This window comes from Microvirga sp. jy35 (genome assembly GCF_056148915.1).
This window is the reverse complement of record NZ_JBWBEW010000012.1, coordinates 12615-26515: the sequence shown is the minus strand read 5'-3', so window position 1 is coordinate 26515 and position 13901 is coordinate 12615. Positions and strand designations below refer to the sequence as shown.

Annotated in this window: 15 protein-coding genes; 4 read left to right on the top strand and 11 right to left on the bottom strand. The window is 64.4% G+C overall.

The genetic code is table 11. The features are described from left to right. Positions 1-26: 26 nt before the first annotated feature. The 3 genes from iolE to AC0QTX_RS11700 all read left to right on the top strand — a co-directional run bounded on the left by iolE (position 27) and on the right by AC0QTX_RS11700 (position 2065). On the top strand, positions 27-911 hold the full coding sequence (gene iolE / locus AC0QTX_RS11710; RefSeq protein ID WP_474604003.1) for a myo-inosose-2 dehydratase: 885 nt from the start codon (positions 27-29) through the stop codon (positions 909-911). Between the two features lie 12 nt (positions 912-923). Further along, positions 924-1724: a 5-deoxy-glucuronate isomerase gene (iolB, locus tag AC0QTX_RS11705; RefSeq protein WP_474604002.1), complete on the top strand. Its 801-nt coding sequence runs from the start codon at positions 924-926 to the stop codon at positions 1722-1724. A gap of 152 nt (positions 1725-1876) precedes the next feature. Continuing rightward, on the top strand, positions 1877-2065 hold the full coding sequence (locus AC0QTX_RS11700) for a hypothetical protein (protein ID WP_474604001.1): 189 nt from the start codon (positions 1877-1879) through the stop codon (positions 2063-2065). A 13-nt stretch (positions 2066-2078) separates the two neighbouring features. On the opposite strand, the gene AC0QTX_RS11695 is transcribed toward AC0QTX_RS11700, so the two are convergent. The 10 genes from AC0QTX_RS11695 to AC0QTX_RS11650 all read right to left on the bottom strand — a co-directional run bounded on the left by AC0QTX_RS11695 (position 2079) and on the right by AC0QTX_RS11650 (position 11273). Further along, positions 2079-3113 carry a phosphotransferase gene (locus tag AC0QTX_RS11695; RefSeq protein ID WP_474604000.1) on the bottom strand — a complete coding sequence of 345 codons (1035 nt, stop codon included), beginning with the start codon at positions 3111-3113 and terminating at the stop codon, positions 2079-2081. A gap of 5 nt (positions 3114-3118) precedes the next feature. Beyond that, positions 3119-3595, bottom strand: a complete 477-nt coding sequence (locus AC0QTX_RS11690) for a MaoC family dehydratase (protein ID WP_474603999.1) — start codon at positions 3593-3595, stop codon at positions 3119-3121. Beyond that, entirely contained in the window at positions 3592-4422 is an 831-nt protein-coding gene (locus AC0QTX_RS11685) for an SDR family oxidoreductase (protein ID WP_474603998.1), read from the bottom strand. The genes AC0QTX_RS11690 and AC0QTX_RS11685 overlap by 4 nt, the downstream gene beginning before the upstream one ends. Before the next feature lie 7 nt (positions 4423-4429). Beyond that, the gene (locus AC0QTX_RS11680) at positions 4430-6076 is read right to left on the bottom strand and encodes a long-chain-fatty-acid--CoA ligase (RefSeq protein WP_474603997.1); all 1647 of its coding nucleotides are present in this window, start codon (positions 6074-6076) and stop codon (positions 4430-4432) included. A 34-nt stretch (positions 6077-6110) separates the two neighbouring features. After that, complete coding sequence (locus AC0QTX_RS11675; protein WP_474603996.1) at positions 6111-6590, bottom strand: PaaI family thioesterase; 480 nt, start codon at positions 6588-6590, stop codon at positions 6111-6113. A gap of 69 nt (positions 6591-6659) precedes the next feature. Next, positions 6660-7826 (bottom strand): ABC transporter substrate-binding protein, encoded by a 1167-nt coding sequence (locus AC0QTX_RS11670; protein ID WP_474603995.1) that lies wholly within the window; start codon positions 7824-7826, stop codon positions 6660-6662. A 116-nt stretch (positions 7827-7942) separates the two neighbouring features. After that, on the bottom strand, positions 7943-8650 hold the full coding sequence (locus AC0QTX_RS11665; protein WP_474603994.1) for an ABC transporter ATP-binding protein: 708 nt from the start codon (positions 8648-8650) through the stop codon (positions 7943-7945). After that, positions 8637-9401, bottom strand: coding sequence for an ABC transporter ATP-binding protein (locus AC0QTX_RS11660; protein WP_474603993.1), 765 nt, complete (start codon positions 9399-9401; stop codon positions 8637-8639). Before AC0QTX_RS11660 ends, AC0QTX_RS11665 begins: the two co-directional genes overlap by 14 nt. Beyond that, positions 9394-10410, bottom strand: coding sequence for a branched-chain amino acid ABC transporter permease (locus tag AC0QTX_RS11655; protein WP_474603992.1), 1017 nt, complete (start codon positions 10408-10410; stop codon positions 9394-9396). The genes AC0QTX_RS11660 and AC0QTX_RS11655 overlap by 8 nt, the downstream gene beginning before the upstream one ends. Beyond that, entirely contained in the window at positions 10410-11273 is an 864-nt protein-coding gene (locus AC0QTX_RS11650; RefSeq protein ID WP_474603991.1) for a branched-chain amino acid ABC transporter permease, read from the bottom strand. Before AC0QTX_RS11650 ends, AC0QTX_RS11655 begins: the two co-directional genes overlap by 1 nt. 432 nt (positions 11274-11705) lie before the next feature. Here AC0QTX_RS11650 and AC0QTX_RS11645 point away from each other — a divergent pair, with 432 nt between their 5' ends. Next, a complete protein-coding gene (locus tag AC0QTX_RS11645; RefSeq protein WP_474603990.1) occupies positions 11706-12998 on the top strand; it encodes a TetR/AcrR family transcriptional regulator in 1293 nt (430 codons plus the stop codon). On the opposite strand, the gene AC0QTX_RS11640 is transcribed toward AC0QTX_RS11645, so the two are convergent. Beyond that, positions 12896-13894 (bottom strand): alpha/beta fold hydrolase, encoded by a 999-nt coding sequence (locus AC0QTX_RS11640; protein ID WP_474603989.1) that lies wholly within the window; start codon positions 13892-13894, stop codon positions 12896-12898. The genes AC0QTX_RS11645 and AC0QTX_RS11640 overlap by 103 nt on opposite strands. Positions 13895-13901 lie beyond the last annotated feature (7 nt).

Below are 13901 nucleotides of genomic sequence, written 5' to 3'. Positions count from 1 at the left end.
CCAAAAAGAACAGAAGGAAAAAGAACATGACGATCCGCATCGGGGCCAATCCCATCGGCTGGTCCAACGACGACATGCCGGAACTCGGCGGCGAGACGCAGCTGGAGGTGTGCCTGGCCGAAGCCAAGGAGGCCGGCTTCGAGGGCATGGAGCTCGGCAACAAGTTTCCGCGTGAGCCGGAGGCTCTGAAGAAGGCGCTCGCACCCTTCGACATGGCTTGCGTGTCCGGCTGGTATTCCGCCGAGCTTCTCACCCGCGATGCCGATGCGGAGATGAAGGCGCTGCGCCCGCATCTCGACCTGCTGAAAGCCATGGGTTCGAACGTGCTCGTCTTCGCCGAAACCTCCAATGCCATTCATGGTGATCGATCCAAGCCGCTCTCGCAGCGGCCCGTGATGAAGGGTGGCGACTGGGCCGAATTCGGCCGCCGCATCACGCAAGTGGCCGAGCGCACCCTGCAGGAAGGCGTGCGCGTGGTCTATCACCACCACATGGGCACCATTGTGGAATCGGAAGCCGATATCGACGCCTTCATGAACGCGACCGGCGAGGCTGTTCACCTCCTGCTCGATACCGGCCACGCCACCTGGGGCGGCGCGGATCCGGCGGCGCTTGCCCGCCGCTACCGGAGCCGCATCAGCCACGTGCACACCAAGGACGTGCGCAAAGCCGTGATGGAGAAGTCACGTGCGGAAGGCTGGAGCTTCCTCGATTCGGTCATTGAGGGCGTCTACACTGTGCCAGGCGACGGCATGGTGGACTTCGTCTCCGTGTTCAGGGAACTGCCGGGCTACAGCGGCTGGGTGGTGATCGAGGCGGAGCAGGACCCGAAGAAGGCGCATCCGCTCACCTATGCCAAGATGGGCTATGCCAATCTTACCCGGTCCCTCAAGGAAGCCGGCCTGCGATAAGGAAGACATGCGATGTCAAAGCTTCTCGTCAAACCGTCGACGCCCGATGGCAACGGGCGGATCCACGCGATCACGCCGGAATCAGCCGGCTGGACCTATGTGGGGTTCGAGGTCTACCGGCTCACAAGCGGTCAGACCTTGAAGCAAGCGACAGGTGACCGGGAAGCCTGCATCGTCATGCTTTCCGGCAAGGCGCATGTTGGCGCCGCCGGCCAGGACTTCGGCATGATCGGCGGGCGCAACTCGCCGTTCGAGGCCGATCCGTGGTCGCTCTATGCGCCCGCCCGATCGGAGTGGTCGCTGCAGGCGCAGACCGATTGCGAGATCGCCGTCTGCACCGCGCCGGCGGAAGGCAAGCTGCCGGCTCGCGTGATCGGTCCCGATCAGGTGGGTCAGGAGACCCGCGGCAAGGGCACCAATACGCGGCATGTGCGCAACATCCTGCCCGAAACGGAGACGGCGGAGAGCCTGCTCGTGGTCGAGGTCATCACGCCCTCGGGCCATTGGTCGAGCTACCCGCCCCACAAGCACGACCGGGACATGCTGCCGCAGGAATCGCTGCTCGAGGAGACCTACTACCACCGCCTCAACCCCCCTTCGGGCTTTGCCCTCCAGCGGGTCTATACGGACGACCGCTCCCTCGACGAGACCCTTGCGGCGGCAAGCGGCGACGTGGTGCTGGTGCCGAAGGGCTATCATCCGGTCGGCGCGCCGCACGGCTACGAGCTCTATTACCTCAACGTGATGGCCGGCCCGAAGCGGGTCTGGAAGTTCCACAACGACCCGGACCACGAGTGGATGCTGAAGTCTTGATTTGGCGCATCGTCAGGAGCGGACAGCCGGAACCACTTCTCGCTGACGCGGCCCTATGGGTCTGCACGAGGCGCTAAGCCTGAGACCGTCTGTCTCTTGATCTGCCTAAGCCTTTCAGGCATGAGGCGAACACCGTTTCCCTGAGAGGCCCTATGACCTGGTCGGATCTTGCCTCGCGCGCCTTCAAGACCGTGATCGCGCTCGTCAGCGCCATCGTGATGGACTACGCGTTCCTGAACGGGCGCATGACGCGCCAGGCCGTAGCCGGGATCGAGCGCATGGCCGCCGACGCGCCGGTTCTCGTCGACCGGCTCGTGACGAGCGCGCTCAACATCAAGTGAGATCGCTGAAGGATCAGCGCGCTCCAACGACCTCCAGCGCCATGATGGCCATCATCGGCACGGCCTCGCCCATCCGGCGGGCACGCTCCGGATTGGAGGCGTTGCCGTCCAGGGAGCGCTTGTAGACGCCCTGGAGAATGGCAGCGAGGCGGAAGAAGCTGAAGGCGAGATAGAAGGGCCAGTTGCCGATCACCTCGGTTCCTGTCCGCTGGCAATAGAGCTCGACATACTCGGCTTCCGTGGGAATGCCATGGGCCTTCCTATCGATGCCGCCTAAGCCCCGGAACGCGCCCTCCGAGGGCAGCCTCCACTGCATGCATTGATAGGCAAGATCGGCCAAGGGGTGGCCCAGGGTGGACAATTCCCAGTCGAGCACCGCCAGGATGCGCGTTCCCAAGGGCTCGAAGATCATGTTGTCGAGCCGGTAATCGCCATGGACGAGGCTCACCCGCCCGTCATCTTCCGGCGTGTGGCGTTCGAGCCAATCGATGAGATCGTCCATCGCTGGAACAGGATGCGTTTCGGAAGAGCGGTACTGGCCCGTCCAACGGGCGATCTGGCGCTCGAAATAGCTGCCCGGCCTGCCATAATCGGAGAGGCCGACCGCTGCAGGATCGACCCTGTGCAGGGCGGCAAGCGCCGCGTTCATGGAATCGTAGATCGCGCTTCGCTCCTCAGGACGAAGATCCGGCAGCCTGCCGTCCCAGAAGATGCGGCCCTCCACGTAATCCATCACATAGAACATGGAGCCGATGATCGTCTCGTCCTCGCACAGATGCAGGACGTGGGGCACCGGCACGTCGGCGCGAGAAAGCGCCGCCATGACCCGGTACTCGCGGTCGACCGCATGGGCCGACTTCAGCAGCGTTCCGGGCGGCTTGCGCCTCAGGACGAAGCGGCTTTGCGTCGATGTGATCAGAAAGGTCGGGTTCGATTGGCCGCCGGCAAATTTTTCCGCCCCAATCAGGTGGCCGAAACCCGGAACATGCGCCGCGAGATAGGGGGCGAGGCGTTCCGTGTCGAGATGGGCTGCTGCTTGCGCCGTCATAAGCGTCACCCGACCACAGCGAGCGTAATCCACTCGGCCGCAAGGGCCGGCTTCTCCGCCCCCTCGATCTCGACGGTCACCTGGTAGCGCAGCATGGCCTGCACGGCGGAGCGCATGGAGACCTCGGAGAGGGTGAAGCGTCCCCTCACCCGAGTTCCCACCGGCACCGGCGAGAGAAAGCGAACACGCTCCAGCCCGTAATTGATGCCCATGGTGCGGTTCCTGATCGTCGGCAGCGCCTCCTGCCCCATGGCGGACAGGAGCGACAGGGTGAGAAAGCCATGCGCGATGGTGCCGCCGAAGGGCGTCTCCGCGAGAGCGCGCTCGGGATCCACATGGATGAACTGGAGGTCTTCCGTGACAGTTGCGAAGCGGTCGATCCTGTCCTGATCGATCACCTTCCAGGACGAGACGCCCACCTCCTGACCGATTCGGTTCTTCAGGTCGTCGATGGAGACGGGCAGCGGTGCATGCACGTTCATAGCGCCGCCTCTCCGAAGATCCTGTGCCCGGTCTCCACGCCGATGCCGCCGTCGAGCGGAATGATGGCTCCCGTCGTGTAGGCTCCACCCCGGCCGCAGAGAAACAGCAGCGCCCCCGCGATGTCGTCCGGCCGGCCGATGCGGCCGAAGGGAATGCTGGCGGCAACCTGCGCGCGCTTGTGCTCGTCGCCCGTGGCGAAAGCCGTCATGCGGCTCTGGAATGGACCCGGCGCAAACGCATTCACGGTGATGCGACGCGGGGCGAACTCCTTTGCGAGAATGCGGGTGAGGTGGTGCACGGCGGCCTTCGAGGCCGCGTAGGAATAGGCGTTGTCGCCGATGGGCGCGGCACCCATGACGGAGCCGAGATTGACGACGCGGGCGGGATCGTCGTCGCTGGCTGCCGCCTCAAGCAGGGGCAGCAGTTGCTGGGTCAGCGTGAAGAGCCCTGCCACATTGACTGAGAACACGCCGTCCCAAGCCTTGTGCGGGAAGTTCTCCAGCGGCTCGCCCCAGGTCTTGCCGGCATTGTTGACGAGGATGTGGAGATGCGCCGTGCGCGCCTTCACCTCGGAGGCCAGAGCCGTCACGCCGGCTTCCGTCCCCACATCGCCGGCGAAGCCCTCCGCCGTGCCGGCGGCACCGAGCGCGTTCAGCTCCCGCGCCACAGCCTCGCAGGCCTCGCCCTTGCGGGAGGCGATCAGCACCCGCGCGCCGGCCCGCACGAGGGCCTCGGCGATCATCCGGCCGATTCCCGTGGCGCCCCCGGTCACGAGCGCCGTCTTGCCCGCGACCGAGAACAATGAGCTGAGGTAATCCTGAGCCATCGGCCGCTCACGCGGCCGAGGGAAGGACATAGTCCTTCAGGATCTTGCGCAGCTCAAGCTTGGAGATCTTGCCCGTGGCCGTGAGCGGGATGCTGTCGACGAAGAGCACGTCGTCGGGCACCTGCCACGTCGCCACTCTGGTGGCGAGATAGGCGAGGATATCCTCCTTCGCGGGTTTCGCCTCGGGCTTCGGCACCACCACCAGCAGCGGACGCTCGCCCCAGCGCGGATGCGGCATGGCGAGCACTGCGCAGTTGGCGACGCCCGGAGCGCCCAGGGCCGCGTTCTCCAGATCGATGGAGGAGATCCACTCGCCGCCCGATTTCACGAGATCCTTGGTGCGGTCCACGATCTGGAGGAACCCGTCCGGCGTGATCTTGGCCACGTCGCCGGTCCTGAACCAGCCTTCCGGATCGAGGGCCTGCGCGGTCGCGGCCTCGTTGTTGTAGTAGCCCGAGGCGATCGAGGGTCCGCGCACGCAGAGCTCGCCGAAGGCCACGCCGTCCTTGGGCAGCTCCTTGCCGTTCTCATCGACGATCTTCATGTCGACCATGAAGAGCCGGCGCCCCTGGCGGACCTTGAGCGCGACCTTCTCGTCAAAGGGCAGCTGCTCCATCTCCGGGCTCAGCATGCCGAAGGTGCCGATGGGGCTCATCTCGGTCATGCCCCAGCCGTGACAGACGCTGATGCCGTAATCACGCTCGAAGGCTTCGATCATCGGCTGCGGCGCCGCCGAGCCGCCGATGATGACGTAATCGAGACCCTCCGGCTTGCGGCCCCTCTGCTTCATCTCGTGCAGAAGCCCGAGCCATACGGTCGGCACGCCCCAGCTGCTGTCGACCTTCTCAACCTCCATGAGGTTGAACAGGCTCGCGCCATCGAGCTTGGCCCCCGGGAAGATGAGCGAGGTGCCGGAGAGCGGCGCCGAATAGGGCAGTGCCCACGCGTTGACGTGGAAGAGCGGCACGACGGGGAGGATCTTCTTCCCCATGCCGAAATAGCGCGAGGCGCCGATGACCGACGTCATGGCGTGGATCACCTGCGAACGGTGCGAGTAGAGCACGCCCTTGGGCTCGCCCGTAGTGCCGGAGGTGTAGCTCAGCGCCGCAGCGGTGTTCTCGTCGAGATCCGGCCAGGTGATCGTGTCCGGCTGTCCGGTCAGCAGGTCCTCGTAGCATTTAAGACCGTCGAGCCCCTCCTGCGCCGGCATCGTCTCGCGGCCGGTCATCGCCACGAAGGTGATGTTCTGGGGCAGCTTCGGCCGCAGGGCCGCCACGAGCGGCGCGAAGGTGATGTCGAAGAAGAGCGCCGTGTCCTGCGCGTGATTGACGATGTAGACGAGCTGTGCTGGGAACAGACGCGGGTTGATGGTGTGGCATACGGCGCCAATGCCGGAGATGGCATAGTACAGCTCCAAATGCCGGTAGCCGTTCCAGGCGAGGGTCGCGACGCGGTCGCCCGGCTTGACGCCGAGAGCCCGCAGGCCATGGGCCAACTGGGCAATGCGCTTGTGAATGTCCTTGTAGGTGGTGCGGTGGATGCCGCCTTCGGTCGCCACCGAGACGATCTCGGTGGTGGCGTGCACCTCCGCGGCCAGATCGATGATCGCAGGGATCGACAGCTGCCGATCCATCATCATTCCATTCAACATCATTTCTTCCCTCCGTTTTTTGCTTGTTGTCAGGAATTTATCGGCCGCTCGGAACTTGTCCAGCCTCACGCAGGGGCGGCATCGAGGCTTGATCCAGGACCGCGATGGTGCCGAGGGCAACCGCCGTCTGCTTCTCGCATCCATCCTTTTCGGTGAACACGTCCGCCGTCACGATGATCATGCGCTTTCCGGGCTTGACCACCCGCGAGCGGCAGATGAGCCGATCTCCATCGGCCGGCGAGAATAGGTTGAGCTTGTATTCGGCCGTGAGAACGCCCTGTCCAGGCTTGAGCACCGTGGCGGCGGCAATGGTCGTGCCGTTGTCGATCAGGAAAGCCGTGACGCCGCCATGGAACAGGCCATGCTGCTGAAGTAGAGCATCCCGACGACTAACTGAGATTGTTGCGGAGCCGGGCGCCAGTTCGCCGATCTGTGCCCCTACGAGATGCATGAAGCCCTGAAGGGCCACCCTCTCCCGGATGCCGGCGGCGCGGCTTTCGAAGGGGATTGCATCCATGGGGATCGCCTGCACCTCTGTGGAAGAAGGCAGGGCCGGCTCCGAGGCCGGCCCTGCCCATCGAGGGTTTTACTGGCCGAGGCTTGCGGCCTCGACGGTCTCGACCTTGCCGCCCTTGACCACGCCCACCACGATGTTGGCGTTGGTGCCGCCGCGATCATCGACGCTGGTGATGCGCGCCGGGTTCTTCTCCGGCGGCAGCTTGCCATAGGCCTCGCTCAGCTTGGCATGGATCGCCTTCGGGTCGGTGACGCTGCCGGCGAGCTTCATGGCCTCGGCCACGGCATTCAGGGTCGAGTAGTGGTAGGAGGCTTCCGTGCCGGGATTGCGGTCATAGAGCTTCTTGAACTTCGCGATGAAGTTCTCCGTGCCGGGACGCTTGTCATAGATCAGCGGCAGAACGCCGACCGAACCTTCGAGCATGTCCATGCCGCCGGTGACGGCCGCCATCTCGTCGAGCTTGGCCTGATCCATTACGGCGAAGCCGCCTTTGAAGCCGAGTTCGCGCGCCTGCTTGGCCACCAGAGCCGTCGGCTCGGAGGCGCCGCCGATGAACAGCACGTCGGGGCTCGCTGCCAGCACGCGGCTCACGCCGCTGTAGAAGTCCGTGTCCTTGTTGTAGGACATGGGGTTCTCGGCCACGATCTGGCCCCCGGCCTTCGTCCAGGCGGGACCGAAGAGCTGGGCCCAGGCCTTCGCATAGTCGTGGTCGCCGCCGGCCATGGCGAGCTTCTTGCCGAAGGTCTTCATCTGCACATTGATGAAGGGCTGCACATAGCCCGCGAAGGACGGCGGGATGCGTAAGGTCAGCTTGTTGCCGCGCTCGGTCATGTTCGGCACGCTAGTATAGGCGCCGAGAATGAAGTTGTCCTGCTCGTTGAAGGCCTGGATCGCGAAGGCGCCGCCGGAATGGGGCGTGAAGACCATCGGCGTGTTGTTCTGCGCCTTGAGCCTCTTGGCGTTCACGGCCGCTTCGCTCGGCGAGTACTTGTCGTCGAGCGCCACGATGTTGAACTTGTACTTCTTGCCGCCGACATCGAAGCCGCCGGCGTCGTTGATCTCCTTCGCGGCCATCTCGAGGCCGACCAGGGTGTTCTTGCCGTACAGGGCAGCGCCGCCGCTGAGCGGGCCGGTATAGCCGATGTTCACCGTCTCCTGAGCCGATGCGACGGACGCGAAGCCGGCCGCAAGCGTCACTGCGCCTGCGGTGTGAACCAGGTGTTTCCAAAGAGCCATTTGCTTTCCTCTCCTCTTGTTCTTTCTTCATGGGGCAGGAGTTCGACCGTGATCGGCTCCCGTCTCTCTGTTGGCGAACCTTCCAAGGTTCGCGGGCTTCCACAACCGGCGCCGGATCAGGCGCCGATATAGGCTTTCCGAACGCGCTCATCGTTGAGCAGGGTGTCCCGGTCGCCTTCCATGACGATCCGGCCGCTCTCGATAACGTAAGCGCGATGGGCGATCTGCAGAGCCGCATAGGCGTTCTGCTCGGCGAGAAGCACCGTCGTGCCCTTGTCGTTGATCGCCTTGATGACTCCGAGCACCTGCTTGACCACGAGGGGCGCGAGGCCGAGCGACGGCTCGTCCAGCAGCAGGACCTGCGGCCGCCCCATGAGGGCGCGGCCGATGGCCACCATCTGCTGCTGGCCGCCGCTTAAGGATCCGGCCATGTCGTGGCGCTTCTCGTGCAGGATCGGGAACATTTCGAAGACCTGATTCAGGATCTTCTCCGTTTCCTTCTTGTCCTGGCGATGGACATAGGCGCCGAGAAGCAGGTTCTTGCGCACGGACATCTCGGGGAAGAGCTTGCGCCCCTCGGGGCAATGCACGACGCCGGACTGCACGATCTGGGACGGCTTGCGCCCGGCGATGTTCTGGTCCCTGAACCAGATGTTGCCGCGGGTGAGCTTGCGCAATCCGCTGATGGCCAGGAACAGCGAACTCTTGCCGGCCCCATTGGCGCCGAGCATCACCACGAGCTCGCCAGGCTCCGCATGGATCGAGATTCCGTCGAGCGCCCTGAAGCTGCCGTAATTGAGCTGTGCTCCCTCAAGCCGCAGCATAGTCAGCTCCCAGATAGGCCTCGATCACGCGCTGGTCGGAGCGGATCTGCGCCGGCGTGCCCTCGGCGATCATCTCGCCATGGTCGAGCACCACGATCTTGTCGGCAAGGCTCATGATCATGTCCATCTTGTGCTCGATCAGGCACACGGTCAGACCCGTGCGGATCATCTTCCTGATGAGTTCGGCAAGACCCAGCGTCTCCTCCGGGTTGACGCCGCCGGCGGGCTCGTCGAGGAGCACGATCTTCGGATCGGTGGCGAGCGCCAGGGCAAACGCCACGCGCTTGCGCTCCTCCTGTGAGATGTCCGCTGCCAGGTGGTGCGCCACGGACGAAAGGCCAACGAAATCGAGCACCTCCTCGGCCCTGGCGCGGCAGCGATGCTCGTCTTCCCGCAAGCGGCGCGTGTTCAACACCACATCCCAAAAGGTGGAGGTGGTGCGAAGCCGATGCCCGACGATGAGGTTGTCGAGCACCGTCGCCTTGTCGAAAAGGGTGGTCGACTGGAAGGTGCGCGCTACGCCGAGTTTGGCAACCTGATCGGGCCTCAGGCCCGTGACGTCCTGCCCGTCGAAGATGATGCGCCCGGAGGTGGGCTTGTGATAGCCGCTCACCAGGTTGAAGAACGTGGTCTTGCCGGCGCCGTTCGGGCCGATGATCGCGTTGATCCGGTTTTTCTCAAAGGTGGTGGTCACATCGCGCACAGCCGTCAGACCGCCGAAACGCTTGGTCAGCCCCTGGATCTCAAGCATTGGTGCTGACCTCCTGCTGCGAGCCGATCACGGATCGCTGAAGGCGCCTGTCCTTCATGGAGGCCGCTGCCCGCCGCGCCTGCCTTTCGCGCCAGTAGCCGATGAGGCCCTGCGGAAAGTACATGACCAGGAGGATGAGCAGCGGGCCGAACACGATCATCCGGAAGTCCTGCAGGAACTGCAGCGACTGGGTGAGCCAGGTGAGCAGGATCGCCCCGAGCAGCGGCCCGAACAGGGTGCCGATGCCGCCCACGAGAATGAAGGCGATCATGTCGAAGGTGTGGCTCTCCAGCGCCATGGCCGGGCCGATAAAGCGCACGAAGCCCGCATAGAGGGCGCCGGCCATTCCGGCGTAGAACGTGGAGAGCACGAAGGCGAGAACCTTGGTGCGCATCAGGTTGATGCCCAGCGTCTCGGCCAAGTCCTCACCGTTGCGGATGGCGATGAAGGCGCGCCCGAGCAAGGAATGCACGATCCGGCTCATCAGCCACAGGCTCACCACGAGGAAGAACAGCACGAGGTAGTACTGCGACCAGGTGTTGTCGAAGCGGATCGGACCAATGCCAGTGGGTGCCGGAATATCGATGATGCCCACCGTTCCATGGGTCAGCGCCTCCCATTTCTCGATGATGAGATAGATCATGAAGCCGACGCAGAGGGTGAAGATCGAGAAGAAGTGCCCTTTGAGCCGCAACGAGAGGAGGCCGGCAAAGAAGCCGATGATCGCGCTCAAGGCACCAGCCACGATGAAGGCGAACCAGTAGGGCACACCGTAATCGACCGTGAGGATCCCGACCGTATAGGCGCCGATGGCCATGAAGCCCGCATGCGCCAGGTTGAGCTGGCCCGTATAGCCCAGGATCAGGTTCAGCCCTACCGCAGCGATCGCCATGATGTAGGCGAGCGACATCACGTAGATGTAGTAGTCGTTCGCAGCGATCATCGGGAAGATAACGGCAAGGGCCAGGAGGACGGCGAGAAGGGGTTTCTGCCAGGTCTTCGACGTCATTACCGGGCTCCGCTGGGAAAGAGGCCCTGGGGCCGGAATGACAGGATCAGGACGAGCAGCGCGAAGGCGATGATGTCCTTGTAGTTCGTGGAGACGTAGAAGGCCCCGAAGCTCTCGGCGAACCCGATCACGAGCCCCCCGACGATGGCGCCCGGAATGCTGCCCATGCCGCCCAGGATGATGATCACGAAGGCCTTCATGATCACGAGATGGCCCATGGAGGGATAGATCAGGTTGATGGGAGAAAAGAGCGTCGCGGCCACCGCCGCCAGGGCGCCGGAGATGGCGAAGGTGAGAACGGACACCTTCGTGGCGTCGATGCCGACGAGGGAGGCTCCCTCCCGGTTCTGTGCCATGGCGATGATCGTGGAGCCGGTGAGCGTGCGCGTCAGGAAGAGGTGGAGAACGAGCATTAACCCGAACGCCGCCGCGATGATGATCAGGCGTTGCGCGGGAGCAACGAGATCGAAGATGCGCACGATCTGCGGATAAGGAGGAGCAAGGCGGTGGAATTCCGCACCCCAGATCGCCTGAATGCCGGCCTCCAGAAACAGCAGAAGGCCGATCGCCGCGATCATGTCGTGCAGCGGCGGCGCGTTTCTCAGGCGATGAAAGATGAGACGGTCCGACAGAACCGCGAGAGCCGCCACGACAACGGCCGCGCCAGCCATGGCGACCCAGTAATTCGCGCCGAGCGAACCCACCAGGTAGAAGGCCGCATAGGCCCCCACCATGTACAGCGCCCCATGGGCGAAGTTGGGAATGTGGAGAATCCCGTAGACCAGCGTCAGGCCGAGGGCCACGAGCGCATAGACGCTCCCGAGCGTCAGCCCGTTCAGAACCTGCTGAAAGAAGATGTTCAAGGAGCCGCGTCCTCCTCCTGGGCTCCGGGCTCCCGTGCTCGACCGCGATTTCCTGCCTGGCTGGAGCAGGAACGAGGGCCTGTGACTTACGGCACTGGACCCTCAAACCGGACGGAGCAGGCTCCTCGGATCGTTTCCTCTCGAATGAACGGTACGGTCCTTTTCAAGGTCGCACCGCCGGCAGGGCTTCATTGGCCCTGTCCTGTGTCTGGAAAGGAGACTGACACGAGACTATGGCCTCGTCAACGGATCATGGAAGCAGAATTGCACCGATTTCCGGCAGCCCGGGATTCACCCTCGACTCTCTATTAGAATAACCGGTACAGTCGAACTGTTGCACACGCGGCATCGCTCCCGGCATGGATTCGTGCTAGGAGCTCAACCATGGGCAGCCTTTGGGCCGGCCCTCGGGCCAGGAGCCACGAAACTACCATGACGCCGACCTCCAACGCTCTCCCGCGTCAAACCAAACGCTATGAGCAGAAGCGACAGGCCATCCTTGACGGGGCTGTCCAGCTCTTCAATCAGAAAGGATTGAAGGGCACGACCCTGGCCGATGTGGCCCAGAGCGTCGGACTGATCACCAACAGCGTCACCTATTATTACCGCAAGAAGGAGGAGCTGGCGACGGCCTGCCTCCTGCGCTCCATCGAAGCATTGGACGAGCTCATCGCCGACGCTCTGCAGCAGGAGACGCCGCAGGAGCGCCTGCGGGCGATCCTGCGGCTCTATTGCGAGAGGCTGGCGGAGAGCGCCTCGGGAGCCCGGCCGCCGCTCATGAGCTTCAGCGACATGCGGTCCCTGACCAGCCCGCACGTGGAGCTGGTGTTCGGCACCTACAACCAGATGTTCCGGCACCTGCGCAGTCTGTACGACCTCGACGGCGCGCCTTCCTTAAGCCGAGCTCAGAAGAACGCGCGGGCCCATCTGCTGATCTCCGTCATGCACGGCGTCCGGCACTGGATCGACCATTACGAGCCCCAGGATTACCGGCGCGTCGCCGACAGGATCAGCGACATCCTCATCCACGGGCTCGCCGCGCCGCGATCCGCCTGGCGCCCCACGGTGCTGCCGCAGATCAGCTGGCCCTCGGCCGAGGAAATTTCACCCGAGGCGTTCCTGCGCTCGGCCACCATCCTGATCAACGAACAGGGCTATCGCGGGGCCTCCGTGGAGAAGATCTCGGCCCGGCTGAACGTCACCAAGGGATCCTTCTACCATCACAACGACAACAAGGACGATCTCGTCACCGCCTGCTTCGAGCGCACCTTCGCCGTGGTGCGGCAGGTCCAGCAGGCCGCAGAAGCGGATGGGGAGACGGGCTGGGACCGTCTCTGCGCGGCAACGAGCGAGCTGATCCGCTACCAGATCTCCGATCAAGGGCCGCTGCTGCGCATCTCCGCCTTCAGCGCCCTGCCGGAAGGGCTCAGGGGCCAGACGAAGCGCACCATGGACCGCCTGGCCCAGCGCTTCGGCAGCTTCGTGGTCGATGGTATGGTCGACGGCTCGATCCGCCCGCTCGACCCCTTCGTGGCGGCCCACGTGGTCGACAGCGCCATCAACGCGGCGGCGGAACTCGAGCGCTGGATTTCGGGCGTCACGAGGGAAACGGCGGCGGATATCTACGCCAGGCCTCTGTTCATCGGCGTGTTCTCGCCGGAGGCGGACGCCGAGGCCCAGCCGGCCAGCAGGGCCCGCAGCGCCGCGACAAGCGCGAGGGGCTGATCGATCGGCACATGGTGGTAGGCCTCGGGGATATCGATCACCGGTGTGACGGGCGGCAGGATCCGCCGCATTCGCGCGATATCCCCCTCCTGCATCAGGGTGGACCGGGCGCCGAGCAGAACCGCGAGCGGGCATCGGGGCGCTGACAGGGACGGAGCCGGGTCCTCCCATTCGTAGTCGCGCCAGAGGTACGGATCGAAGCGCCAGGTCCACCCGTTTTCTTCGGGCGTCTCGACATATGTCAGCGAGGTTCGGGCGATGAAGTCGGCGATGAAGAGATTCTCGCAGGGCTGAGCCGGCACGAGCCGGAAGCGCTGCAGAGCGGCCTCTAAGGTCGAATAGACCTTGTGCGGGCGCATGTCCCAGGCGGCGCCCTTCTCCCGCCGCTCCTTCCGTCTCTCGGGCGAGAAGATCGGCGTGTCGATGATGATCCCTCCGCCGAGCCGCTCCCCGTGCCGCGCGGCGGCCTCGATGATGGGAAAGCCCCCGAAGGAATGGCCGATGAAGACAGGCTTGGCCTTGCTTGCGAACAATCCCGTCGCCTCGGCGATCGTCATCGCCTCCTCGACGAAGATGTCGAAGGAGTATCGCTCCCGCCGGTCCGAGCCACCCATGCCCGACCATGACAGGGCAGCGCAGCGAAATTCGCCCGAGAAGAACGGCGCGATGAAGCTCCACCATTCCGCATGAGCTCCGTTGCCGTGCAGGAACAGGAGCCCGGGCCTGCCGCGCTCGCCCCAGGTGAGCGTTTCGATCCGGGCGCCTGCGGCCACGGTGAAGCCCCGCTCAGGCGCATGCGCCAGTGCCTGATCGAACCAGTGCGGAGCGCTCGGACGTGCGCCGTCAAACGAGGCAAGCAGCGTCTGACGCCGCGGGTCGGGAGCCGTGTCGCTCATGGCAGGC